General features: G+C 69.2%; 24 protein-coding genes. 8 read left to right on the top strand and 16 right to left on the bottom strand.

Annotated elements, in window-relative coordinates; translation table 11 throughout:
* Position 1 precedes the first annotated feature (1 nt).
* Positions 2-1147 carry an NADH-quinone oxidoreductase subunit D gene (locus C4V41_RS19600; RefSeq protein WP_103957288.1) on the top strand — a complete coding sequence of 382 codons (1146 nt, stop codon included), beginning with the start codon at positions 2-4 and terminating at the stop codon, positions 1145-1147.
* Positions 1144-2250 (top strand): acyltransferase family protein, encoded by a 1107-nt coding sequence (locus C4V41_RS19595; protein WP_103957287.1) that lies wholly within the window; start codon positions 1144-1146, stop codon positions 2248-2250. Before C4V41_RS19600 ends, C4V41_RS19595 begins: the two co-directional genes overlap by 4 nt.
* Before the next feature lie 105 nt (positions 2251-2355).
* On the opposite strand, the gene C4V41_RS19590 is transcribed toward C4V41_RS19595, so the two are convergent.
* The 11 genes from C4V41_RS19590 to dacB form a co-directional block, all read right to left on the bottom strand.
* The gene (locus C4V41_RS19590) at positions 2356-2811 is read right to left on the bottom strand and encodes a DUF3180 domain-containing protein (protein WP_103957286.1); all 456 of its coding nucleotides are present in this window, start codon (positions 2809-2811) and stop codon (positions 2356-2358) included.
* Positions 2808-3311: a 2-amino-4-hydroxy-6-hydroxymethyldihydropteridine diphosphokinase gene (folK, locus tag C4V41_RS19585; protein ID WP_103957285.1), complete on the bottom strand. Its 504-nt coding sequence runs from the start codon at positions 3309-3311 to the stop codon at positions 2808-2810. The genes C4V41_RS19590 and folK overlap by 4 nt, the downstream gene beginning before the upstream one ends.
* Positions 3308-3673 (bottom strand): dihydroneopterin aldolase, encoded by a 366-nt coding sequence (gene folB / locus C4V41_RS19580; RefSeq protein ID WP_103957284.1) that lies wholly within the window; start codon positions 3671-3673, stop codon positions 3308-3310. The genes folK and folB overlap by 4 nt, the downstream gene beginning before the upstream one ends.
* On the bottom strand, positions 3663-4109 hold the full coding sequence (locus tag C4V41_RS19575) for a nuclear transport factor 2 family protein (RefSeq protein WP_103957283.1): 447 nt from the start codon (positions 4107-4109) through the stop codon (positions 3663-3665). Before C4V41_RS19575 ends, folB begins: the two co-directional genes overlap by 11 nt.
* Positions 4106-4963 carry a dihydropteroate synthase gene (folP, locus tag C4V41_RS19570; protein ID WP_103957282.1) on the bottom strand — a complete coding sequence of 286 codons (858 nt, stop codon included), beginning with the start codon at positions 4961-4963 and terminating at the stop codon, positions 4106-4108. The genes C4V41_RS19575 and folP overlap by 4 nt, the downstream gene beginning before the upstream one ends.
* Positions 4964-5021: 58 nt before the next feature.
* Positions 5022-5600, bottom strand: coding sequence for a GTP cyclohydrolase I FolE (gene folE / locus C4V41_RS19565; RefSeq protein WP_103957281.1), 579 nt, complete (start codon positions 5598-5600; stop codon positions 5022-5024).
* A complete protein-coding gene (gene ftsH, locus C4V41_RS19560; protein ID WP_103957280.1) occupies positions 5597-7591 on the bottom strand; it encodes an ATP-dependent zinc metalloprotease FtsH in 1995 nt (664 codons plus the stop codon). The genes folE and ftsH overlap by 4 nt, the downstream gene beginning before the upstream one ends.
* Positions 7592-7829: 238 nt before the next feature.
* Positions 7830-8381 (bottom strand): hypoxanthine phosphoribosyltransferase, encoded by a 552-nt coding sequence (hpt, locus tag C4V41_RS19555; protein WP_200824076.1) that lies wholly within the window; start codon positions 8379-8381, stop codon positions 7830-7832.
* 10 nt (positions 8382-8391) lie between these two features.
* A complete protein-coding gene (gene tilS, locus C4V41_RS19550) occupies positions 8392-9396 on the bottom strand; it encodes a tRNA lysidine(34) synthetase TilS (protein ID WP_103957380.1) in 1005 nt (334 codons plus the stop codon).
* A 295-nt stretch (positions 9397-9691) separates the two neighbouring features.
* Entirely contained in the window at positions 9692-10768 is a 1077-nt protein-coding gene (locus tag C4V41_RS19545) for a zinc-dependent metalloprotease (protein WP_200824075.1), read from the bottom strand.
* 46 nt (positions 10769-10814) lie between these two features.
* Positions 10815-12236 carry a D-alanyl-D-alanine carboxypeptidase/D-alanyl-D-alanine endopeptidase gene (gene dacB / locus C4V41_RS19540; RefSeq protein WP_103957279.1) on the bottom strand — a complete coding sequence of 474 codons (1422 nt, stop codon included), beginning with the start codon at positions 12234-12236 and terminating at the stop codon, positions 10815-10817.
* Positions 12237-12321: 85 nt separating this feature from the next.
* Between dacB and C4V41_RS19535 the strand changes: the two genes are divergently transcribed.
* Positions 12322-12813 carry an inorganic diphosphatase gene (locus tag C4V41_RS19535; protein ID WP_103957278.1) on the top strand — a complete coding sequence of 164 codons (492 nt, stop codon included), beginning with the start codon at positions 12322-12324 and terminating at the stop codon, positions 12811-12813.
* Positions 12814-12820: 7 nt separating this feature from the next.
* Here C4V41_RS19535 and C4V41_RS19530 read toward each other — a convergent pair whose 3' ends face one another.
* The 4 genes from C4V41_RS19530 to C4V41_RS19505 all read right to left on the bottom strand — a co-directional run bounded on the left by C4V41_RS19530 (position 12821) and on the right by C4V41_RS19505 (position 18006).
* Complete coding sequence (locus C4V41_RS19530; RefSeq protein ID WP_103957277.1) at positions 12821-13924, bottom strand: C40 family peptidase; 1104 nt, start codon at positions 13922-13924, stop codon at positions 12821-12823.
* 75 nt (positions 13925-13999) lie between these two features.
* Entirely contained in the window at positions 14000-15433 is a 1434-nt protein-coding gene (locus C4V41_RS61900) for an RNA polymerase sigma factor (protein WP_160150333.1), read from the bottom strand.
* Positions 15434-15530: 97 nt separating this feature from the next.
* Positions 15531-16331, bottom strand: a complete 801-nt coding sequence (locus tag C4V41_RS19510; protein ID WP_103957274.1) for a hypothetical protein — start codon at positions 16329-16331, stop codon at positions 15531-15533.
* 64 nt (positions 16332-16395) lie between these two features.
* The gene (locus C4V41_RS19505; RefSeq protein ID WP_103957273.1) at positions 16396-18006 is read right to left on the bottom strand and encodes an ABC-F family ATP-binding cassette domain-containing protein; all 1611 of its coding nucleotides are present in this window, start codon (positions 18004-18006) and stop codon (positions 16396-16398) included.
* Between the two features lie 122 nt (positions 18007-18128).
* On the opposite strand from C4V41_RS19505, the gene C4V41_RS19500 reads away from it, so the two are divergent.
* From C4V41_RS19500 to C4V41_RS19480, 5 genes are all read left to right on the top strand, one after another.
* Complete coding sequence (locus C4V41_RS19500; protein ID WP_103957272.1) at positions 18129-19304, top strand: DUF4185 domain-containing protein; 1176 nt, start codon at positions 18129-18131, stop codon at positions 19302-19304.
* The gene (locus tag C4V41_RS19495) at positions 19301-20311 is read left to right on the top strand and encodes a DUF4432 family protein (RefSeq protein WP_103957271.1); all 1011 of its coding nucleotides are present in this window, start codon (positions 19301-19303) and stop codon (positions 20309-20311) included. The genes C4V41_RS19500 and C4V41_RS19495 overlap by 4 nt, the downstream gene beginning before the upstream one ends.
* Positions 20308-21078, top strand: a complete 771-nt coding sequence (locus C4V41_RS19490; RefSeq protein ID WP_103957270.1) for an SDR family NAD(P)-dependent oxidoreductase — start codon at positions 20308-20310, stop codon at positions 21076-21078. The genes C4V41_RS19495 and C4V41_RS19490 overlap by 4 nt, the downstream gene beginning before the upstream one ends.
* A 220-nt stretch (positions 21079-21298) precedes the next feature.
* Positions 21299-21718, top strand: coding sequence for a peptidase inhibitor family I36 protein (locus C4V41_RS19485; protein WP_103957269.1), 420 nt, complete (start codon positions 21299-21301; stop codon positions 21716-21718).
* Between the two features lie 80 nt (positions 21719-21798).
* Positions 21799-22629, top strand: a complete 831-nt coding sequence (locus C4V41_RS19480) for a hypothetical protein (protein WP_103957268.1) — start codon at positions 21799-21801, stop codon at positions 22627-22629.
* Here C4V41_RS19480 and C4V41_RS19475 read toward each other — a convergent pair.
* Entirely contained in the window at positions 22588-24024 is a 1437-nt protein-coding gene (locus tag C4V41_RS19475; RefSeq protein WP_103957267.1) for a S10 family peptidase, read from the bottom strand. The genes C4V41_RS19480 and C4V41_RS19475 overlap by 42 nt on opposite strands.
* Positions 24025-24029: the final 5 nt, after the last annotated feature.

Genomic DNA, 24029 nt, shown 5'->3' with positions numbered 1-24029 from the left:
TATGACGGAACGCGTGGTCGGAATCGGTGCGGGCGCAAAAGAGCTGGCCACCGAGGACATGATCCTCAACATCGGCCCCCAGCACCCGTCCACGCACGGGGTGCTCAGGCTCCGGCTGACGCTCGACGGCGAGCGCATCGCCACCGCCGAGCCGATCATCGGCTACATGCACCGGGGCGCGGAGAAGCTGTTCGAGGTCCGCGACTACCGTCAGATCATCATGCTGGCCAACCGGCACGACTGGCTGTCGGGCTTCGCCAACGAACTGGGCGTGGTGCTCGCCGCCGAACGCCTGCTCGGCATGGAGCCGCCGGTCAGGGCCGTGTGGGCGCGCACGCTGCTGGCCGAGCTCAACCGGGTGCTCAACCACCTGATGTTCCTCGGCTCCTATCCCCTCGAACTGGGCGCGATGACGCCGCTGTTCTACTCCTTCAACGAGCGCGAGCGCATCCAGGCCGTCATGGAGGAGATCTCCGGCGGGCGCATGCACTACATGTTCAACCGCGTCGGGGGGCTCAAGGAGGACCTGCCGCTCGGCTGGCTCGACCGGGTGGCCGAGGCCGTGGCCGAGACCCGGCGCCGGGTGCCCGACATCGAGAACCTCATCCTGCACAACGAGATCTTCCTCGCGCGCACCAGGGGCGTCGGCGTGCTCTCCCGCGAACAGATCATGCAGTACGGCGTCAGCGGCCCCATCGCCCGCGCCTCCGGGGTGGACTTCGACCTGCGCCGCGACGAGCCGTACCTCGCCTATCCCGAGCTGCCGGTGAAGGTCGTCACCCGGAGCGCGGGCGACTGCCACGCGCGGTTCGAGATCCTGTTCGAGCAGCTCAAAGTCTCACTCGACCTGGCCGGCGCCTGCGTCGAACGGCTGCGCTCGCTCCCGCCCGGGCCGATCAACCAGCGGCTGCCGAAGGTGCTGAAGGTGCCGGAGGGGCACACGTACGCGTGGACGGAGAACCCGCTCGGCATCAACGGCTACTACCTGGTCTCCAGGGGGGACAAGACGCCGTGGCGGCTCAAGCTGCGCTCCGCCTCCTACAGCAACATCCAGGTGCTGCGCGAGATGCTGCCCGGGCACCTGGTGGCGGACATGGTGGCCATCCTGGGCTCGATGTTCTTCGTGGTGGGTGACATCGACAAGTGAACCCCCAAGAGCGCGACAAATACGTCGACTGGCTCCGCGCGCTGAGTTTGATCGTGGTCGTGGTCTGGCACTGGGCCTTCACGATCCTGCAGTGGAAGCCGCACGGCCCCGAGCCCACCAGCCCGCTGGGCTTCACCTCCGGGCTGTGGATCCTCACCTGGCTGCTGCAGGTGCTGCCGCTGTTCTTCTACGTCGGCGGCCATGTGCACCTGCTGTCCTGGGACCGGGCCAAGACGCGGGGCGTGGGCATCGGCGCGTTCGTCTGGCGCCGCATCCGGGCGCTCGCCTTACCGGCTCTGTTCCTGTCCGGCGTGTGGGTCGTCATCGGGGCGGTGGTGACGTACACGTTCGAGGTGGACTGGATGTGGCGGGTGGTGCTGCTGGTGCTCAGCCCGCTGTGGTTTCTCGGTGTCTACCTCGTACTGATCGCGCTGCTGCCGGTGGCCCTCTGGCTGCACCGGCGCTACGACGTGCTGACCCTGATCTGGCTGGCCGGCGCGGCACTGGTGGTGGACGTGGTGCGCTTCCGCTATGGCATCGAGTGGGCCGGCTGGCTCAACATGATCATCATCTGGGGGCTGGCCCACCAGGCCGGCTTCTTCTACGACCGGGTCGTCATCCTGCCCAGGCGCTACGACATCGCCCTGCTGTGGACGGGCCTGTTCGCCCTGTTCGGGCTGGTCTACTCGGGCATCTACCCGGGGTCGATGGTGGGCGTGCCCGGCGACAAGTGGTCCAACATGGCGCCGCCGACGTTCGTGATCGTGGCCCTGCTGCTGTTCCAGATCGGGCTGGTGGAGGTGCTGCGGCCGTCGATGGAGCGGGTGCTGGAGCGGCCGGGCTGGCAGCGGGTCAACGCCTTCATCAACCGGTACGCGCTGCCGCTGTTCCTGTTCCACACGACGGGGATGGCGATCGCGCTGGGGGTGTCGTGGTGGCTGTTCGGCTCACTGGGCGACCGGATCCCGCCCGACCTGCGATGGTGGCTGGAGCGCCCGATCGCCATCCTGGGCCCGCTCATCTGCACCCTTCCGGTCATCTACCTCTTCGGCCGCCGCGCCCCTGTCGCACAATCGCACGACAGAAGTTCAACAGGGGCGTAACCTCGTCTCTTGGAGCGAGAGTCTCGTCGATCAGACGCGCACCATCGACACGTCCTTCATCCACGGGCGAAATGAGCCGGCCGAGATCGAGCACGCCGTCTCGCACTACTTGGGATTGTGATCCTCGGGGTCTTTCGGGATGCGGCAGGCGTGTTCGAGGTAGAGGGCCGCGCCGATCAGGGCGAGGCAGGACAGGAAGGAGCCCGTCGCGGTGAAAAACTCTCCACGCGGCGTCTCCCGGTCAAGGATCTGCATCGTGTAGAGCATGAACCCGGCGAACACCCCGCCGAACGCCGAGCCCACGTACGCCGACGCCTTGGCCAGGGCCGCCAGCCGGGCCACCGCCAGGGGCTCCACCGGTTTGGTGTCGGGCTTCCTGGCGATCCGCGCCTTGGTCACCCAGGCGCTGTAGCCCTCGCCGAGAGCCAGCAGCAGCACCGTCGGGATCGCGGTCCACGGCATGAGCGGCAGATCGGAGTAGATCGGGTTGATCACCGCCCACGTGAGCAGGGCGACGATGACGACGATGCCGGCCAGGTGGCCAGGGCGGGTGGGCTTCAATCCGGCCTCTGCAGTCTCAGGTCCTCGCGGAGGCGTACCCCTTGCCTGTCGAGCCCTTCGAGCAGCTCCGACACCCGGCCGTGCCCCGGCACCGTGCCCTCGGGGTCGGCCTCGAACCAGGGGACGAGCACGAACGCGCGCTCGTGCGCGCGCGGATGCGGCAGCGTGAGGTCGGGGTCGTCGCAGACGGTGTCGCCCACCACGATCAGGTCGATGTCGAGCGTGCGCGGCCCCCAGCGCTCCGCGCGTTCGCGGCCGAAGGCGTTCTCGATGCTCAGCGCCCGCTCCAGGAGTGTGCGCGGGTCGAGAGAGGTCTCGGCGACCACGATCGCGTTGAGGTAGGAATCCTGCCCGCCCGGCCCACCGACCGGATCGGTCTCGTAGACGGGGGACGCCCTGACGAACTCCAGCCCAGGAGCGTCGAACAGACTGTCCACGGCACCCTGCAACGTCTGGAACCGGCGCCCCAGGTTGCTGCCGAAAGCGAGCACGACCTTCATACGCGGCTCCGCTCGATCGTCACGACCACGTCGTCGAACGGCAGCGGGATCGGCGCCGCCGGCTTGTGCACGCTCACCTCGACCTTGTGCACCAGGTCGCTGGCCAGGCAGACGTCGGCCAGCCGCTGCGCGAGCGTCTCGATCAGCTCGACCGGCTCGCCCTCGACCACGGCGGCCAGCGCCTGGGCCAGCTCCCCATAGTGGACGGTCTTGGTGAGATCGTCGCCGGCCGCGGCCGGCGACGTGTCGAGGAACAGCGTCGCGTCCACCACGAACTCCTGCCCGAGCTCCCGCTCGGCAGCGAGCACGCCATGTCTCCCCCTGGCCCGCAGGCCCTTGAGAGCGATGCGATCAGCGCTCAAGCTCGCCTTCCTCCTCCTCGTCGTCGTCTCCCTGGAGCACCGGCGAACCGTGGTGCATCCACAGGCGCCAGCCCTGCGAGGTACGGAGGTAGACGTTGCTGGCCACCACCTTGCCCGCGGCGAAGCTGGCCTCCCCCTCCTCCCCCGCGGTCAGGATGTTCTCGACGCAGGTCAGGACGGCCACGTCACCCAGCACGGTCGTGTTGACGTCGGTCAGCACGAACTGGATGTAGGTGGTGTTCGCCATGATCAGCGCCCAGGACCGCAGCACCTCCGACCGGCCCGTCAGCAGGGTCCAGCCCGGGTGCACACAACTCACCTGCTCGTCAGGGGAGTCTTCGGCCCAGATCTCGGTCATCTTGTCGAGATCGGCGCTTTCGATCGCGGCGTAGAACTCCTGGTTGACCGTCTCGATCGCGGCGGTGTCGACGCTCATGTGTTGGCTCCGGCTCTCTTCCATGCGGCCGCCACGCGCACGGCATCGGCGTTGGGACCTACCTCGTGTACGCGTACGCACCAGGCGCCCGCGTGCGCGGCCAGCGCGGTCACGGCCAGGGTGGCGTCGTCGCTCCGGTCGAACGGCCGGGGCGTGCCGTCGGGATCGGCCAGCAGCCGCCCGAGGAAACGCTTGCGCGACGCCCCGACGAGCAGTGGATAGCCCAGGTCCGCGAGCTGCGGCAGCCCGGCCAGCACCGCCCAGTTGTGCTCGGCGTTCTTGGCGAACCCGAGCCCGGGGTCGAGCACGATCTGCTCCTCCGTGACGCCTTCCGCCAGGACGAGATCGACCCGTTTGCTCAATTCCTCGCGCACCTCCGTCACCACGTCGGTGTAGACGGCGCGAGTCTCCATGTCATGGCTGTGGCCACGCCAGTGCATCACGACGTATCGCACGCCGGTCGCGGCCACCACGCGCGGCATCTCGGGGTCGGCCAGCCCGCCGCTCACGTCGTTGACGAGCCGCGCGCCCGCCTCGACCGCGGCCTTGGCGACCTCGGCCCGCATCGTGTCGACGCTGACCGGCACGCCCTCGGCGTCGAGCGCCCTGATCACCGGGATGACCCGGGCCAGCTCCTCCTCCAGCGACACCCTGGCAGCACCCGGCCGGGTGGACTCGCCGCCCACATCGACGAGATCGGCGCCCTCCTGGACCAGCTCAAGGCCGTGCCGGATGGCGGCCGCCTCGTCGAACCAGAGACCGCCGTCGGAGAACGAATCGGGCGTCACATTGACCACACCCATGACGAGGCACCGGTCCGCACCTCCGGGCACGTTGATCGGCACGCTAGTCATGGGCCAAGCCTAGGCGCTTCCCCACAGGTGATGACATCGCGGGTACCCCGTTCGGTCTTCAGCGGCCCAGGATCAGCGCCATCGCCTCTGATCGGGTCTTGTCGCTGGTGCGGAAGTCTCCGCGAACGGCCGAGGTGACGGTCTTGGCGCCCGGCTTGCGTACGCCGCGCATGGTCATGCACAGGTGCTCGCATTCGATGACCACGATGACCCCGCGGGGCTCCAGCACCCGCATGAGCGCGTCGGCGATCTGCGAGGTCATGCGCTCCTGGACCTGGGGCCGGCGGGCGAACACGTCGACCAGCCGGGCCAGCTTCGACAGCCCCGTGACCTGGCCCTTCTCGTTGGGGATATAGCCCACGTGCGCCAGGCCGTGAAACGGCACCAGATGGTGCTCACAGGTCGAGTAGACCTCGATGTCACGGACGAGCACCATCTCGTCGTGATCGACGTCGAAGACCTTGTTGAGCACCTGTTCCGGTGTCTGCCCGAGCCCCGAGTATTGCTCGGCCATGGCGCGGGCGACCCGGGAGGGCGTCTCGAGGAGGCCGTCACGCTCGGGATCCTCGCCGATGGCGTAGAGGATCTCGCGGACGGCCTTCTCGATCCGCCCCAGGTCGACGTCGTGCTGGGTCACGCACTATCTCCGGACGGAAGGGCATCCTGGTGGCCCGAGGTGAGCGAGCCGTTGGCCGACTGCTCCTTCGGGGTCAGGATCGGCGGGCGGTCGGAGGGGAGCCGCTTGCCGTAACCGGCGTAGGACGGGCGGTGCTCCTTGACGACCACGGCCGCGAAGATCTGCAGCACCTGCTCGCGGGAGAGGGTCTCCTTCTCCATGAGCTCGAGCACCAGATTGTCGAGCACGTCGCGGTATTTGACCAGGATGTCCCACGCCTGGTCGTGCGCCGTCTCGATCATCCGGCGGACCTCTTCGTCGATCGTCGAGGCGATCTTCTCGGAGTAGTCGCGCTCGTGGCCCATCTCGCGGCCGAGGAAGACCTCCGCCTGGCCGGAGCCGAACTTACGGGCGCCGAGCTGCTCGCTCATGCCGTATTCGGTCACCATGCGCCGGGCCACGGCCGTGGCCTTCTCGATGTCGTTGGAGGCGCCCGTGGTGGGCTCGTGGAAGACGAGCTCCTCCGCCGCGCGGCCGCCGAGCAGCATCGCGAGCTGGTCCATCATCTCCGACCTGGTGGCCAGGAACTTGTCCTCCATCGGCAGCGTCATCGTGTAACCGAGGGCGCGGCCGCGGGACAGGATCGTGATCTTGTGGACCGGGTCGGAGTTGGGCAGCGCGTGCGCCACCAGCGCGTGACCGCCCTCGTGGTAGGCGATCATCTTCTTTTCCTTGTCGGACATGACCCGCGTCTTGCGCTCGGGCCCTGCCATGACGCGGTCGATCGCCTCTTCGAGGGTGTCCATCGAGATGAGCTTCTGGTCGGCCCGCGCGGTCAGCAGGGCCGCCTCGTTGATCACGTTGGCCAGGTCGGCGCCGGTGAACCCGGGGGTACGGCGCGCGATGACGTCGAGGTCGACGTCGGGCGCGAACGGCTTGCCGCGGCCGTGGACCTTGAGGATGCCCTTACGGCCCTCGAGGTCGGGACGGTCTACGGTGACCTGCCGGTCGAACCGGCCGGGACGCAGCAGCGCCGGGTCGAGGATGTCGGGCCGGTTGGTCGCGGCGATGAGGATCACGCCGCCCTTGACGTCGAAGCCGTCCATCTCGACGAGGAGCTGGTTGAGCGTCTGCTCGCGCTCGTCGTGACCGCCGCCCAGGCCGGCGCCGCGGTGGCGGCCGACGGCGTCGATCTCGTCGATGAAGATGATCGCCGGGGCGTTGGCCTTCGCCTGCTCGAACAGGTCGCGCACTCGCGAGGCGCCGACACCGACGAACATCTCGACGAAGTCGGAGCCGGAGATCGAGTAGAACGGCACGCCCGCCTCGCCGGCCACCGCACGGGCCAGCAGGGTCTTACCGGTGCCGGGCGGGCCGTAGAGGAGCACGCCCTTGGGGATCTTGGCGCCGATCGCCTGGAACTTGGCCGGGGCCTGCAGGAACTCCTTGATCTCCTGGAGCTCCTCGATGGCCTCGTCGGCACCCGCGACGTCGGCGAACGTGGTCTTGGGGGTGTCTTTGGTGATGAGCTTGGCCTTGGACTTGCCGAAGTTCATCACGCGCGAGCCGCCGCCCTGCATCTGGTTCATGATGAACAGGAAGATCAGCACGATGATGACGATCGGCAGGAAGCTCACCAGGAGGCTGACCAGGAAGTTCTCCTGGGGCACCTCGGTGGTGAAGCTCTTGGTCTTCTTGGCGTCGACCTGCGCCTGGAGCTCGTCGGTCAGCTTGCTGCCGTAACCGGTCACCCAGTCGGACTGGATCAACTTCGTCGGGGTGTCGCCTTGCTTCACCTGGACGGGGTTGATCAGCGTCACCTCGATCCGGTTGTCCTTGTCAACGATCTTGGCGTTGCTGACGTTTCCGGCGCGAATCTGCTGAAGGACCAAGGACGTGTCGGCCGTCTTGAAATTTCCGCCGCCACTCCATAGCTGGGTGACGAGCAGGAGAAGCACGACGATGCCCAGGATCCACAGCAGTGGCCCACGTGTAAATCGCTTGAGATCCATCCGATGCGGAACCCCTTGCGGGCCCGTCCCTTCCTGACCATGGCCTGGAACCCCGGGCTGCCCCGGGGCCGCGGCATCCGACACCGCGACTTCTGACTACCCGAAGGGGACGCTTGGTCACCCTCCCGGAGTCCGAAGGTACACCGGCAGAGCGCACGGAGGGACCCGCCCGCTACACCGGCCTTGCCCTATCAACGTACGTCACGTTGCGCGATGTTCCCGGCCGTGGCCGGGAACGCTACTTATATACGTGCGGAGCGAGAGTACCGATGAACGGCAGATTGCGGTATCGCTCCGCGTAGTCGAGCCCATAACCGATGACGAACTCGTTGGGAATGTCGAAGCCGACGTATTTGACGTCGATCGGCACCTTCACCGCATCGGGTTTGCGCAGCGCGGCACAGATCTCCAGCGAGGCCGGATTGCGCGACTTCAGGTTTTCCAGCAGCCAGTGCAGGGTGAGGCCGGAGTCGATGATGTCCTCGACGATGAGAACGTGCCGGTTCAAGATGTCGGTGTCGAGGTCTTTCAGCACGCGTACGACGCCGGATGACTTGGTGCCCGCGCCGTAGGACGACACCGCCATCCAGTCCATCTGCACCGGGACGTGCAACGACCTGGCCAGGTCGGCCATCACCATGACGGCGCCCTTGAGCACGCCCACGAGCAGCACGTCCTGGCCCGCGTAGTCCTCGTCGATTCGGCCGGCAAGCTCTTTGATCTTGGCCTGGAGCTCGTCCTCGGGAATGAGGACCTTTTCCAGGTCATTGCCCATGTCGGCTGCGTCCACCTGTGGTTCCTTACGGGATGGGACTGATGGCGAGTATCAGCGTGCCATATCGCCGGACAGCGGACAGACCCCCGGGCAGATCGACGGCTTTCTGCCCGTGCCACCGTGTGACCAGCCGGTCCACGGCCAGCACGTGGGTCGCGGAAAGGGCTCCGGAGGGTGCTCCGGCGGCGATTGCGGCGCGGCGCAGCACTCTTCGCCTGACGGCGTCCGGTAGCTTCTCCACGTCGGTCACGGCCAGCTTCACCGCGCCGTCAATATCGCTTAGAGCGCAATTTCGGTACGCCGTTTCGGCCCACTCATCGAGCGCGTCCGCGTCTTCGCGCGCCATTCTCGCGGTCCTGGCGAGCGCCTCGGCCACTCCTGGCCCGAGTTCCTCCTCCAGGGTGGGCAGGATCTTCCTTCGTACGCGGACTCTGGTGTAGCGGGGGTCCTCGTTGTGCGGGTCGTCCCAGGGGGTGAGCCGCTGGGCCTGGCAGGCGGCCACGGTGGTGGCCCTGGGCAGGTCTAGGAGGGGGCGGCGGTAGCGGCCTGTCGTCGCGGCCATGCCGGAGAGGGAGCGCACCCCGCTGCCCCTGGCCAGACCCAGGAGCACGGTCTCCGCCTGGTCGTCCCTGGTGTGGCCGAGCAGCACGGTCGCCGCCTGGAGCCGGTCGGCGGCCTCGGCCAGTGCCGCATAGCGGGCCTCCCTGGCCGCCGCCTCGGGACCGCCCTCGGTGCCCACGGTGACGGTGAGCACTTCGGCCGGGGTGAGCTTCAGCTCGCGCGCCGCCAGGTCGGCGACCGTCCGGGCCCGCTCGGCGGAACCGGGCTGGAGCTGGTGATCAACGGTGACCAGCCCTGCTTTCAGCCCGGCCCGGGGGGCCACGAACGCCAGGGCGGCCGCCAGCGCCAGGGAGTCGGCCCCGCCACTGCAGGCGACGAGAACCAGCGCGCCCCCTTCGATGTCGGCCAGCGCCTCACGCACCGCCCTGCGAACGTCGGCTACGGCTGGATGTGGGCCCACAACAGCCATTGTCGCGGGTGCCCGGGGGTGGTCGGGGGTGGTCGGGTGGCCGGGGGCGTGCACGAATGCCGGGCCGGGCCGCACCATGTCCCGCCGACGCGGCGTTTGGAGAGGCGGCGTCCTACCTGCGCCCCTCTCGCGGCCGGCGCCCTGTCGGAGCCGAAGTGGTGGCCGGGGAGAGCGGCGCTCCATGTGCCTGGCGTGCTGTCGGGTGGGCTGCCCGTGCCGGCAGCGCGGGCCTCTCGTGGTGGTGGTGCCGGGGCCCTTCCTCCCGCCCGGTAAACCGGAGGAAGGGCGTGGGTGGTCAGGCCGGGAGGGCCGGGGTGCCGATGACGCGGCTGATCCAGGCGTCCGGGTCGGCGATCTCCTGGGTGGTGGGCAGGGTCTCCGGGGAGGTCCAGATCTTGTTGAAGCCGTCCATCCCCACCCGGTCCACGACCTTGCGGACGAAGGCCGAGCCCTCCGCGTACTGCTTCATCTTGACCTCGATGCCCAGCAGCCGCCGGACCGTGCGGTCGAGGCGGGAGCCGCCCTCGCGGCGCTGGGAGAACTTGTTGCGGATGTCGGCCACCGACGGCACCACCGACGGCCCGACCGCGTCCATGACGAAGTCGCCGTGGCCCTCGACGAGGGTCATCACGGCGGTCAGGCGGTCGAGGATCTCCTTCTGGGCGGGCGACTGGATGGCGTCGATGAGGTTGCCCTCGCCGCCGCGCACCACGTCGGCCACCGTGTCGGCGGCGGTGCGGAGGCGTTCGAGCACGGTCGGGAGGTCGAGGTCGGAGGCGAGGAGGAACTCGGTCATCTGCGAGCGCACGTATTCGCGCAGCCACGGCACGCCCGTGAACTGGACCCGGTGCGTCTCCTCGTGGAGGCAGACCCACAGGCGGAAGTCGTGCGGGTCGACGCCCATCTCGCGTTCGGCGTGGACGATGTTGGGCGCGACGAGCGTCAGCCGCCCGGCGGCCTCCTGGCCCGTGGGGTCAGGGGGGAGGAACAGCTCGTACTGCCCCAGTACGCGCGAAGCGAGGAAGGCGAGTACGGCCCCGACCTCGACGCCCGTGATGCGGGAGCCCACGGCCGTGACGATGGCGGGAGGCGGGTTGGGGCCGCTCCCCATGCGCTGCGTCAGCGGTTCGAGCACCACGCGGAAGCCCTCGACGTTCGCCTTGATCCAGCCGGGCCGGTCCACGATGGTCGCGGGTTGCGGCGCGGTCTCTGTGTGGATCTTGGTGAAGTCGCGCACGTGGCCCTCGGCCTCGCGGGACAAGGTGCGGAGCTCGGTGACGGCCTGCCTGGCCTCCTCCCGGCTCACCTGAGGACCGGGGCGCACCAGGCGCGTACCGGTCGTGACGGCCAGATCCCAGTCGATCACCTGCATACCGTCCACCGTACGTGGTTCTGGTGGAGGCTGCGAAGGAGCGGCGTCAGGAACGCGCGACCGTGGCCGCGAGCCGGTCGAGTACGGGTTCGGCGTTGGCGGGAACCCGGTCGGCCAGGAAGGCGAACGTCACCAGCCGCCCGTCCTTCGTGGTGGCCATCCCGGCCAGCGTGTTGATGTTGTTGAGGGTGCCGGTCTTGGCGCGTACGAGACCCACCTGGTCTTTGCTGTCGGCGCCGGTGAAGCGGCGGCCGTTGCCCAGCGTGCCGGAGAAGCCCGCGATCGGCATGCCCGAGGCGATCGCGTGCAGGTCGGGGTGGCCGGCGGAGCCGGACATGGCGAGGATCTTGGCCAGGGCGTTCGGGCTGATGCGGTTGCGGATGGACAGGCCGCTGCCGTCGGAGAGCGCGATGTTCTGGCCGACGCCCAGCCGCTGCAGCACGGCGATCACGGCCTTGGCCCCGCCCTCGTACGTCGCCGGCTGCCCCTCCTTGATGGCCACGTGCCTGAGCAGCGCCTCGGCGAGGTCGTTGTCGCTGGCCGTGAGCGTGTGCTCGACGAGCGAGAAAAGAGGCGCCGAGTCCACCTTGCCCAGTTCGGCGGCGCCGGCGGCGGCCTTGGCGGGGCGGATGGACTTCGAGACCCCGATGCCCTGCCTGGCGAGCAGCCTGGCGAAGGCGGCCGCGGCGAATTGGGGCGGGTTGGCGACGCGGGGGCTCCGGGCAGGAGGGTTCTGGCGGCCTTCGTCCATGGTCAGGGCGTAGGTGGGCGCCACCTCCCCGTCGGGGATGTAGTTGGTCTTCCAGCCGGGGGCCTTGGTGGCGCCGGTGAACAGGGAACTGTCGTACGACAACGTGACCTTGCGCACGCCCTGGGCCTTGAGGGTGGCGGCGGTGCGGGCCGCGAGCGTGGCCAGCGAGGCCTGCTTCGGGTAGGTCACCTTCGCCGACGGCCCGGCCAGGAAGGGATCACCGCCCCCGACGAGGACGACGGTGCCCGGCTTGGCCCCCTGGACGGCCCTGGTGGACAGCCGGGCGTCAGGCCCGAGAGAGGACAGGGCGGCGGCGCAGGTGACGATCTTGGTGGTGGAGGCGGGCGTGATGCCGAGGTCGGGGTTGGCGGCGAAGAGCTGCTCCCCCGTGACGGTGTCGATGACGACGGCTCCCACCCGGGAACCCAGCGCTTTGTCACCCAGGGCGCTGGTGAGCTGCCGCGTCAAAGTACCCTTAGTCGGGAGAGGTCCGTCTCCTGACTTCGCCGACAGCTGGGCCAGCACAGGTCCCGAGGTGACCACGGGGACGGGGGAAGATCCTTCCGCCGGGGACGCCGTCGGCTTGGTCGGTGAAGACCCGCTCGTCAGTGCGCCCAGGCTGAAGTCGGTGGTCATCGCGTAAACGCCGGTGACGATCGTCAGGGCTTGGAGCACGGCGAGAGTGGTCAGCATCACCCACCGGTCGTGCCGCGCCACGTCGCCTGCCCTCTCTCCATGTGTTCGCCTACGAGACATTAACGCCCAGCCGGGGGTGCCCGGGGGCCTGAGCGGAGGAACCGCGGTGGAGTTCGACGTTGTCGTTGAGATTCCCAAGGGGCAACGGAACAAATACGAAGTGGATCACGAGACCGGGAAGATCAGGCTTGACCGGCTCCTGTTCACCTCCACGCAGTACCCCGCCGACTACGGCTTCATCGAGCACACGCTCGGTGAGGACGGCGACCCGCTGGACGCGCTGGTGTTGCTGCAGGAGCCGACGTTCCCCGGTTGCTACATCACGTGCCGGGCGGTGGGGATGTTCCGGATGACCGACGAGAAGGGCGGGGACGACAAGGTGCTCTGTGTGCCGTCCACCGACCCGCGAATGCACCACATTCAGGACATCCATCACGTGTCGGAGTTCGACCGGCTGGAGATCCAGCACTTCTTCGAGGTCTACAAGGACCTTGAGCCCGGTAAGTCCGTCGAGGGCGCCAACTGGGTCGGGCGCATCGAGGCCGAGGCCGAGATCGAGCGCTCCTTCCGCCGGGCCAAGGACGAGGGCCACCACTGAGTCGCCTCTAGCGGGGCCTGGTGGCGCCCACCAGGTCCCCGCGCCAGATCGAGGCGACCCGCACCACGTCGCCGGTCTGCGGCGCGTGCACCATCTGGCCCCGCCCCACGTACATGCCGACGTGGTGGATCGTCGACGGGTCGGCGGTGACGTGGGCAAAGAAGAGCAGGTCGCCGCGGCGAAGCTGGTCAAGCGGCACGTGCGGGCCCGAGGTCCACTGGGTGCCCGTCCAGTGGTCGAGGCGTACGCCCGCCTTCTCCCAGGCCCGCATCGTCAGCCCCGAGCAGTCGAAGGTCTCGGGGCCGTCGGCCGCCCACACGTACGGCTTGCCGAGCTGGGTGAGCGCCCAGTTCGCGGCCATGTCGCCCATCGACGAGCCGCCGGTGACCAGCCCGGCCAGCGCCGCGTTCCGCCGCCTGGCCAGCAGCTCCGCGCGGCTGCGGGCGGCGTCCACCCGGCGCTGGAGGCTCCGCGTACGGGCCCGTAGCTCTTGGGTGTCACGCCGCTGGCCGGCGACCGCGGCCTCGGCGGCGAGCTTGGCCTGGCGGGCGCGTTCCGAGGCCGACTGCCGGGCCGCGTAGGCGCCCGCGGCCTGCGTACGCATGATGGACGCGACCTCCTGGGCGTCGCGCATCCTGGCGAGGACGGCCGACCGCTCGTTCCTCAGATGCCCGAGCGTGCCCGCCCGGTGCAGGAACCCGTCCACGCCGCCATCGTCGATGATCATGCCGACGATCGGCTTCATCGGCGACAGCCCGATGTAGCTCTCGGCCGCCATCAGCGCCACGCCCTGCCGGGCGCGCTCCACCTCCACGTCGGCCGCCGCCAGCCGGGTCTGTGCCAGCGCGTGCGCCTGCTCGGCTTGACGCAGCCGGACGACCTCCCCGTTGTACGCCTCCACCAGCCGCTCCACCTCGGCCGCGAGCTGGTCGAGCCGTGACTGGGCCGTGGCCAGGTCGGCGTTCGCCTTGCCCAACCGCTTCGACCGGTCCCGTACGGCCTCGCGGGCCTCTTCGACGTCGTGCGAGGACGGGTGCGGGTCGGCCTCGACCGGCGGGCACAGGGCGACGAGCAGGCAGCCCACGAGGAGCCCGGCCCGAAATGCGCGCATAGGTCCCCCCGGAAACCGATAGTCACTCTATGCACACGGTTCCCGGTAATTCACTTACGTAACGTAGTCGGCCGTTCAGGGATCCGACGGAGTGGACGAGGGCTCCTCCGTGGGGGTGGGCGTGGCCCGCTCGGTGGGCGTGGCGGTCGGCGTGGGGGTTTGCGTGGGGGTTTGCGTGGGGGTTTGTGAGGGCGTGGGGGTCGGGGAAGGGGTGGCCGAAGGGGGTTCCTCGGCCGGCGGCTCGGGCTCCGGCTCGGGATGGTCGGGGTGATCGGGCTGCTCGGGGTCGTGCGAGAGCGGCGGGTCACCGGCCGGAACGGGCCGGCCGGCGGGCCGGCCCGATGGCCGGGCGGAGGGAGGGTCAGAGCGTGGGGCCGCGGGCTGGTCGGCGGCCTGGGACGGTACGGCGGGAGGCGGCGCGGCCGTCGGCGAGCCGGTCACCCCGATGGGATGCGTCGCCGTGCTGTCGAGAATGGGCTCCACGGTCAACGGAACGTCCTGTGGATCGGCCTGCCAGGGCAGGCGGATGCCGGGCGGTTCGCCCGTCGCGGGAAACGCGGCTGTCGCCACCCCAGAGAGACCACCGTTCTCCCTCCCGATCTGATCGAAGATCACTGCTATCGCCACCACGGCCGCGACCGCCGCCAGCGCGCCCGCCAGCGCCTGAGCCCACCTTCGAACCTGTTTCTCCGCGCGAACGGGAAACCCGGCGGCGCCCAGGGCACTCGTACGCCTGGCGACGTAACGGCGGTAGGGCAGCAGCTCCGGGTCGATGAAGCAGCTCATCACCCTGATGCGCAGCGAGTCGGGCAGCGCGGCCACGGGCAGCAGCTCGAAGATCTTGGCGGCCGACACCTGGCGGGAGCGGTGCGGCGTGCAGACCTCACACCGCGCCACGTGCCTGACCAGGTGCTCGCGCATCTCCGAGGTCAGCTCCCCGGCGAACCCGGCCAGGATGCGGGCCCGTTGCGGGCAGTCGTAGGACGCCTTCCCGGCCAGCACCTCGGCGGTGATCGCGTCGCCCAGCCGCTCGCGGGCCTCCTCCAGGACCTGCTCCACCTGCCGCGCCGGGACGGCGAGCACCTGGGCCAGCTCGGCGACGGTCAGCTCGTGCCGGTGGACGAGTTCGAGGACCTCGCGGGCGCCGATGGGCAGGCTCCGCACGGCGTGCCACGCCATGACGCGCAGGTCGGCGTCGGCGGGGTCGTCGAGCGGGGGCGCCTCGGCCAGGGCCTCCGCGGCGCCGGGCGGTGCGGCGGCCCGGCGGCGCAGGCACTCGGCGCGGGCCAGCGCGTAGAGCCAGGTGCGGAGCCGGTCGGCGTCGGCCAGCGCGCCCGCGTGCGCCTCGGCGGCGATCAGCGTGTCGCGCAGCGCCACCTGGGCGCTGTCGTCGCTGAGGAGAAGGGACCAGCAATAGCGGTAGACGCTCTCCGCGTACGTGTCATAAAGCGCGGCGAGGGCGCCTGGATCACGGGCGCGGAGTGCATCGACCAGGACGCGGTCATTCATGTGACCGAGGGTAATGGATCGGTAACTTGTAGTTCTACCGTTTCCGCGCCGATGGCATGAGTTGGTCTCTCTATCGCGTACGAATAATAGGGCTGATTTATTGCTTGTGCTCGGATATGACCTGAGTGCTGCGGTCCACCGCGAACGGCTCGGACGTCGGCTTGACGGTGTGCACGGGCACGGCGCCGGCGAGGGCCAGATCCTCGAAGGGACGCCCGGTGGAGCCCCAGGTCCTGGCCGTGATCTCGGTCTTGGCGACCGTGGCGGCGGCCGGCAGGCCGCTCACCGTGAGGATGAAGCGCGGTGGCTTGCCCGCTTTGACGTCGTCCACGAACGTGCTACCGCCGCCAATGAGTTTGCCCGCTTTGTCGCGCAACAACGCGTTCACCACAAGGCTGCTCGCCGATATTTGGTACGGATTATCGACATATCCCGTAATAAGGTATGTGTGGTCTTTTTGGCGCATTGTCTGGACACGGGAAATGGGAAACGCCTGGAACGCCGACGCGATCCTGGCCGCAGGGCGCCACTGCGCGGGACGGTACTGGATCGTCACCTTGGCCGGCTTCACCGTGGCGCTGGCCTGGCCGGTGAAGGCCAGGGAGCCGCCCGGCGGCACGGCGTCGAGCGGCTGGTCCATCCTGACCACCTCGGCGCCCTTGGCATCATGCCCGACGATCGTGGCCACCACATGCTCGCCGAAATGCCACGGATTGGCGTTGCTGAGCACGCCCGCCCAGTTGACGGCGTATCCGTCGGCGGACTTGACGATGTTCGAGGCTTGTTCCTTGAGAGAGAGCGGTTTGAGCTCTTGGACCGGTTGTTCCTCGCTCGCGCACCCGGAGAGGCAGATCGCCCCGAGTGCGAGGAGGCTGACGGTTCGGCTACGCGGGATCACTTTGCCGTGATAACCCGTACATGGGCACGGCTGGCGTGGGACACGCGCCAGCCCTACCAAGTCTTTAACGGGGCCGCACGACCCTGGTCTCGTCCCAGACCGGGTCGGGCGACTCGTAGACCGTGCCGTCGGAGCCGAAGACCAGGTAGCGGTCGAAGTCGGCGGCGAACCAGCGGTCGTGGGTGACCGCCAGCACCGTGCCGTCGAACGCCTCCAGGCCCGTCTGGAGCGCCTCCGCGCTGGCCAGGTCGAGGTTGTCGGTCGGCTCGTCGAGCAGCAGCAGCGTGGCCCCGGACAGCTCCAGCAGCAGGATCTGCAGCCGCGCCTGCTGGCCGCCCGACAGCGTGTCGAAGCGCTGCTCGGCGATCAGCCCGGCCAGCTCGTAGCGGGCCAGGATCTTCATGGCCTCGTTCTTGAGCCGGGCGTGCTCGGTCATGACGATCTCGACCGGGGTGCGGCCGAGCAGGTCGGGGCGGGCGTGGGTCTGGGCGAAGTGGCCCGGCACCACGCGGGCGCCCAGCCGGGCCACGCCGTCGTGGGTCACCGGCTCGTCCGCCAGCAGGCGCAGGAAGTGGGACTTGCCGGAGCCGTTGGAGCCGAGCACGGCGACGCGCTCGCCGTACCAGACCTCAAGGTCGAACGGGCGCATGAGACCGGTGAGCTCCAGCCCCTCGCAGATGACCGCGCGCTTGCCGGTGCGGCCGCCGCGCAGGCGCATCTTGATGTTCTGGTCGTTCGGCGCCACTTCCGGCGGCCCGGCCTCCTCGAACTTGCGCAGCCGGGTCTGGGCCGCGTGGTAGGCGGCGGCCATGCCGTCGTTGTAGCGGGCCTTGTTCTTGAGCATGTTGACCAGGGCCTTGAGCTTGGCGTGCTCTTCATCCCAGCGCCTGCGCAACTCGTCGAGGCGCTCGTTGCGGGCTTTGCGAGCCTCGGCGTACGTGCTGAAGCCGCCGCCATGAATCCAGATATTTCCGGACTCGACGGTGATGATGCGGTCGGCCGCGTTCGCCAGGAGCTGGCGGTCGTGGCTGACCAGCAACACGGTCTTGGGCGTCTCCCTGAGCTGCTGCTCCAGCCATTCCTTGCCGGGCACGTCGAGATAGTTGTCGGGCTCGTCGAGCAGCAGCGTCTGGTCGGGCCCGCGCAGCAGCGCCTCCAGGACCAGCCGTTTCTGCTCGCCGCCCGACAACGTGGACACGTCGCGATATTTCACGCGTTCGAAGGAGACGCCGAGCGCGGCCACCGTACAGGTGTCCCAGAGCACCTCGATCTCGTAGCCACCGGCGTCGGTGTAGTCGCTGATGGCCTGCGCGTAACGCATCTGCGTCTTCTCGTCGTCGCGCTCCATCATGACCAGCTCGGCCTCGTCGAGCCGCGCGGCGGCCTGCCGCACGGCCGGCGGCGCGACGCCCAGCAGCAGGTCGCGGACGTTGCTGCCGTCGCGCACACTGCCGATGAACTGCCGCATCACGCCCAGCCCGCCCGAGCTGGCGACACTGCCCTCGACGGGCTGGAGGTCACCGGCGAGCAGCCGCATGAGCGTGGTCTTGCCGGCCCCGTTGGGCCCGACGAGCGCCGCCTTGACGCCGTCGCCGACCCGGAAGGACACGTCGTTGAGCAACGGCCGCCCGTCCGGCAGCACGTATGTCAGATGTCCTACTTCTGCGTGTCCCACCCCGGCAGGGTAGCCGCCCGTCCGCCGTGCGGTCACCGGATTTTCGCGCGCTCACCCGGGCCCTAGACAGTAAGTGATCTAATGACTAGAACTGTAGGGAACTTCTCCCTCTAGGACGTGTGATGACGCGATTCCGCTCAGCCCTGGCACCCCTCGCCATCGCGTTGCTCGGCTTCACGGCCGTCCCGCAGCCGGCTTGGGCCGCTCCCCCCAGACCCGTCCCGACCGCGCAGGAACAGCAGGTCACCACCGCGGAAAGGCCCGCCGCCGCGTGCGGGCCGACGGTCAAGAGCACCACCACCGACGCCCGCCTCACGAGACTGTTCACCAACTACGGCAACGACAACAGCCGCCTGGACGACTGGACCGGCGCCGACGGCACCTACTCGCTCAAGCTGCCGAGCGGCGAGGAGCTGTGGGTCTTCTCCGACACCTTCCTCGGCCAGGTCAACTCCGACGGCTCCCGGCCCCCGGTGGTCGAGGAGGGCGGCACGACGGTCTTCCTGAACAACTCCTTCGCCGTCGAGCGCAACGGCCGCCTGGCCACGATCCACGACGGCACGACCGCCAAGCCGACCGCCGTGATGCCGCCCCGCGACCAGAAGCACTGGTACTGGGCGGGCGACGCGACGCTGGCCGGCGGCGTCGTGGAGGTCACCTACCAGGAGTACGAGCGGTTCGGCACCGGCATGTGGGACTGGCGCTGGCACCGGAACGTGGTGGCCAGGTTCGCGCCAGGACGGCTGAACCGGCCGATCAGCGTGCACGACCTCCCGTCGGCGCACGGCATCTCCTGGGCCTCCGGGCTCCTCAAGGACGGCGGCTACACCTACATCTACGGGGTCGAGGACCTCGGCTCGCCGAAGTACATGCACATCGCCCGGGTCAAGGGCCAGAGCCTGCTCGGAAGCTGGGAGTACCTCAAGGCGGACGGCGTCACCTGGTCGCCGAACGAGGCCGACTCGGCGCGGATCATGGACGGGGTCGCGAACGAGTACAGCGTCAGCAAGGTCGGATCCGGATATGTCCTGATCACGCATGACACGACCGAGGTGCTGAGCGCCAACATCGTGGCCTACTCCTCGTGCTCGCCCTTCGGCCCCTTCACCGGCAAGCAGCACGTCTACACCACCCCCGAGACCAGCGGGAACATCTTCACCTACAACGCCCACGCCCACCCGGAGATCACGGGCAACGGGCTCGTGGTGTCGTACAACGTCAACAGCTTCGTCAACACCGACCACTACCGCGACGTCACCATCTACCGGCCCCGATTCCTGAACGTGACCTTCCAGTGAGGCGGAACTGGGCGGCGCGGCTGCGGCACGTCACGATCGACGGGCTGCGGGCGGTCGTGCTGGAGAACGAACGGCTGCGCGTGACGGTCGTGCCCGGCAAGGGCGGCGACGTGGTGGAGTTCCTGTACAAGCCCATGGACATGGACTTCGTCTGGCTCTCGCCCCAGGGCCTGCGCGACCCGCGTGAGCATCTCCAGGGCGCGTCCGACGACGTCGCCCAGTTCATCGACCACTACGAAGGCGGCTGGCAGGAGATCTTCCCCAGCGGGGGCGCGCCCAGTGAATATCGGGGCGCGCGGCTGGCGCAGCACGGCGAGGTGGCCGGGCTGCCGTGGGAGTGCGACGTCGTGGCCGACACCCCCGACGAGGTCGCCGTCCGGCTCAGCGTGCGGACGCGGCGGCTGCCGTACCGGCTGGAGAAGGTCTTCCGGCTGCGCTCCGGTACGGCGGCGCTGGAGATCGAGGGCCGGGCCACCAACGAGTCCGGCCTGCCGCTGCACGCCATGTGGGGCCAGCACATCGTGTACGGCCTGCCGTTCCTGCGCCCGGGGGCCAGGATCCGGCTGCCGGAGGGCGTCCGCGTGATCCCGCACGAGAGCGCGATCAACCCGCCACGGCGCAGGGTCGAAGCGGGCGGGCCGTGGGAATGGCCCATCGTGCCGGCCGACGGCGGCGGTGAGACGGACCTGAGCGTGGTGCCGGCGCCGGGGTCGCCGAGCGACATCGTGTACCTGACCGGCTTCACGGAGGGTTGGTACGAAATTTCAGGGGATATCGGTATGCGGGTGGAATGGGATGCGACGCTGCTGCCGTACCTGTGGATGTGGCAGGAGCTCGGGGCGTCCACCGGCTATCCCTGGTGGGGGCGGGCCTACACGGTCGGGCTCGAACCCTTCTCCAGCATGCCGACCGACGGCCTGGCCGCCGCCGTGGCCAACGGCACGGCCCTCATCCTGGACCCGCACGAGACGAAAATACTGAAAGTGCGCGCGGAGGTAATGGCGTGAGCGAGTTTGCCGGGAAAGTCGCGTTGGTCACCGGCGGTTCGATGGGAATCGGGCGGGCGGTGGTGGACCGGCTGGCCGCCGACGGCGCCTCCGTGGTGTTCTGCGGCGTCGACAAGGACGCCGAGCTGGACAGCGAGCGCGTCCTCGGCCGGATCGCCGACGTGCGCCGAGCCGGCGAGATGCGCGCCCTGGCGGACCTGGCCGTGGAGCGCTTCGGCGGGCTCGACATCGTGGTGACCTGCGCGGGCGTGCAGCGCTACGGCACCGTCGAGGACACCCCCGAGGACGTCTGGGACGAGGTGCTCGACATCAACCTCAAGGGCGTCTACCTCGCCTGCCAGGCCGCGATCCCGAAGCTGCGGGCGCGCGGCGGCGGCTCGATCGTGATCATGTCGTCGGTGCAGGCGTTCTCCTCCCAGGCCCAGGTCGCCGCCTACACGGCGAGCAAGGCCGCGCTCAACGGCCTGACCAGGGCGATGGCGCTCGACCACGCCGCCGACGGCATCCGGGTGAACGTGGTCTGCCCCGGCTCGGTCGACACCCCCATGCTGCGCTGGGCGGCGGATTTGTGGCGGGGCGAGCTGTCGCAGGAGGAGCAGGTGGCGCAGTGGGGCCGCTCCCATCCGCTGGGCCGCGTGGGCCGCCCGGAAGAGGTGGCCGAATTGGTGGCGTTTCTGGCCGGGCCGCGATCATCGTTCATCACGGGCGCCGAGCACCGCGTGGACGGCGGATTGCTGGCGCAGAATCCGGCGGCGCTTCCCGAATAGGTCGAGCGCAGGCCACGGGTTCCTCCATTAGCGCCAAGAATTGCGTCAATGCGACGAAGTCCCAGGTCATAACACTGATACGAGTGAGTCGGCGGGCCGGGGCACGCGACCCTTCCCGGGCGCGGAGCCCTATTGGGAATCGGCGAGTCATAACAACTCGCATTCGATTCGGCACGCTAAGTTACGAGGTCGAAACGACTCACCGATCGAGGAGAGACCTGTGAGGCTATCCAAGAAGGCCGCCGGATTCGTCGCGGCGGCGGCGATGTTCACTGTGGTCGTCCCCGCGGCCGCCGCGGTGGCCAGCCCCCGCTCGACCTGCTACGGCGGTCGCGTCTGCCTTTATGCCGGATTCGATTACAACCGCGGTCAGGTCGACCACTGGCGGGACTTCGTCAAGGACGACTCCAACCTCGCCGACAACAACTGGCTGAACTGGGACTTCAGCAATTCCTGGCACAGCATGAACAACGAGTCCAGCTCGGTCAGGAACCGTGTCGGCTGCAGTGCCACCCTCTGGCAGCACGCCGGTTACACCGGTGCCCACAGCACATTCACGCACAACTCGAACGACGGCTTCCTGGCGAACAACGCCATCGGCAACAACCGCACCAGCGCGATCGACATCTGGTGCCGCTGAGTAATAACGGGAGTGCCGGTTTCCGGGCTTGGCCGCCGGAAACCGGCTGCCGCGGTGTCCTCGCGAGCACGCTGCTGCTGATGACGACCGCCGCGGCCTGTGGCATCGACGAGCCCGCGCCACCGACGCCCGCCAGGGGCGTCGCCTCGGTGTCGGAGCTGGTGCTGCCGTTCGACGCCTACAAGAGCACTCCCGAGCAGCGGGCCGTCCTGGGCAACGCCCACAACCACCTCGTCGTGCGGTGCATGCGCAAGCAGGGCATCACCATCAAGCCGCCCGCCGAGGACCCCGTCACCATCGCCGCCGTGGACCCCGGCAACTCCCGCCGCTACGGCGTCGCCGACACCGAGGCGGCCAGGCTCCACGGCTACCACCTGGCCAGGCCGCCCTCTCCCGACACGACCGGCGCCTGGGCCGGCAAACTGCCCAAGCCCACCCGCCACCGCCTGTACGGCACCGCGGCCGACCGGGGCTGCCTCGACCGCGCGACGCTCGTCCTGGACAAGGGCGCCCGCAAGGCGGACTGGCCGTGGTTGTCCCTGCAGGACTCGCTCACGCTGGAACAGGCCGCCAAGCACCCGTCGGTGACCGCCGCGGTCAAGCGCTGGCAGTCGTGCATGAGCCAGGCCGGGCACTCCTACCCGGCTCCCGAGGCCGCCATCGCCGACGGCCGCTGGGACCTGGACGAGCCGGCCGTGACCGAGGACGAGAAACAGACGGCGACGGCCGACACCACCTGCAAGTGGTCGTCGGGCCTGGTCGCGGCCTGGTACGCGGCGGACGCCGAACTGCAGCGGGCCGTCATCCGCGACAACGCCGGCCGTTTCGACGCACTCCGCGCCAACCTCAGACAGCGCCTGAACCGGGCCTCACGTCTGCTGGCCGAGCACGAAGGCGGCCAGGTCGGCTGACTGGCTCAGCCGGGTGGGCTCGTGCACGTACATCATGTGGCCGGCCTCGTAGTACTTGAACTCGATGTTGCCGGCCAGCTCGGCGGGCACGGGCAGGTGGGCGAGCGCGTGCTCGGCCGCGTAGTACGGGGTCGCGCCGTCGTGGTATCCGCAGGCCACGTGCACCCGCAGGTGCGGGTTGGCCCGCATGGCCATGCCGAGCTTGTCGACCACCTGGATGTGCGCGCCCTCGAACTCCTTGTACGACCACGGCTGCACCCGCGAGGTGATCACCTCGTACGGCAGGTCGTTGGCGAACCCCAGCTCGGAACGCAGATAGTGGTTGAGCGCGGCGCTGTAGGGCCCCATGATCGCGTCCATGCTGGGGTCGGCGGCGAAGTGCTCGCGACCGGCGTCGGCGTCCCAGCCGGTGAAGCGGCCGTCGAGGCGTCCGACGGTCAGCCGGCGCGAGCGCAGCACCTCGGTGAAGAAGCGGATGTGCTCGATCCGCAGGTTGACCCGGTCGACGTAGTCCTCGCTCAGCCCGGTCAGCGCGGCGACCTTGGTGACCGCGGCCGAGCGCTCCCCGGCGGTGAGGCGGTTGCCGCGGGCCAGCGCCCACAGGTAGTCGCGCTCGGCGTACTGCTCGGCCTCGCTCAGCACCTCGGCCAGCGGCCGGTCACCGTGCAGCCCGTGATAATGCGCGATGGCCGCATATGTCGGCAAATAGAGGGCGTAGGCCAGGTCGTTGCCCTCGTTGAACTCGCCGGTGATGAAGTCGAGCACCGAGGAGATCAGCATCAGGCCGTTGAGGTACATCCCGTAGCGCGACTGCAGGTGCTCGGCCAGCCCGGCCGCCCTGACGGTCCCGTACGACTCGCCCGCCAGGAACTTCGGCGACATCCACCGCCCGTTCCTGGTGGTCCACAACCTGATGAGCTCGCCGACCGACTCCAGGTCGCCGGTGAAGCCGTGGTACGGCTCCGCCTTCTCACCCTCGGCCGCCCGCGAGTAGCCGGTCGAGACCGGGTCGATGAAGACCAGGTCGCTCACCGTCAGCAGGGTCTCCTCGTTGTCGGTCAGCCCGTAAGGGGGAGGCAGGAGCGCCCCCGCGTCCCCCATCACGACCCGGCGCGGCCCGAGCACGCCCAGGTGCAGCCACACGCTCGACGACCCCGGCCCGCCGTTGAAGGCGAACGTGACCGGCCGGTTCAACGGCTCGGCCCCGTCCAGCGTGTACGAGGTCAGGAACATCTCGGCCTTGGGCCGGAACCCCTCGAACTTGCCGTCCGTGAACACCTCCTCGCGCAGCACCATGGTCCCGGTGGTCGCGGTGTAACTCTGCCCGGACGGCAGCACGTGCGAGGTCGTGACCAGGTTGTCGGCAGGAGCGGCAGGCTTCGATTCTTCAGACATGTCGC

It is taken from the genome of Nonomuraea solani (assembly GCF_900108335.1).
Classification (GTDB): Bacteria; Actinomycetota; Actinomycetes; order Streptosporangiales; family Streptosporangiaceae; genus Nonomuraea; species Nonomuraea solani.
The sequence above is the reverse complement of the archived record's forward strand: the minus strand, read 5'-3'. Positions and strand labels throughout refer to the sequence as shown.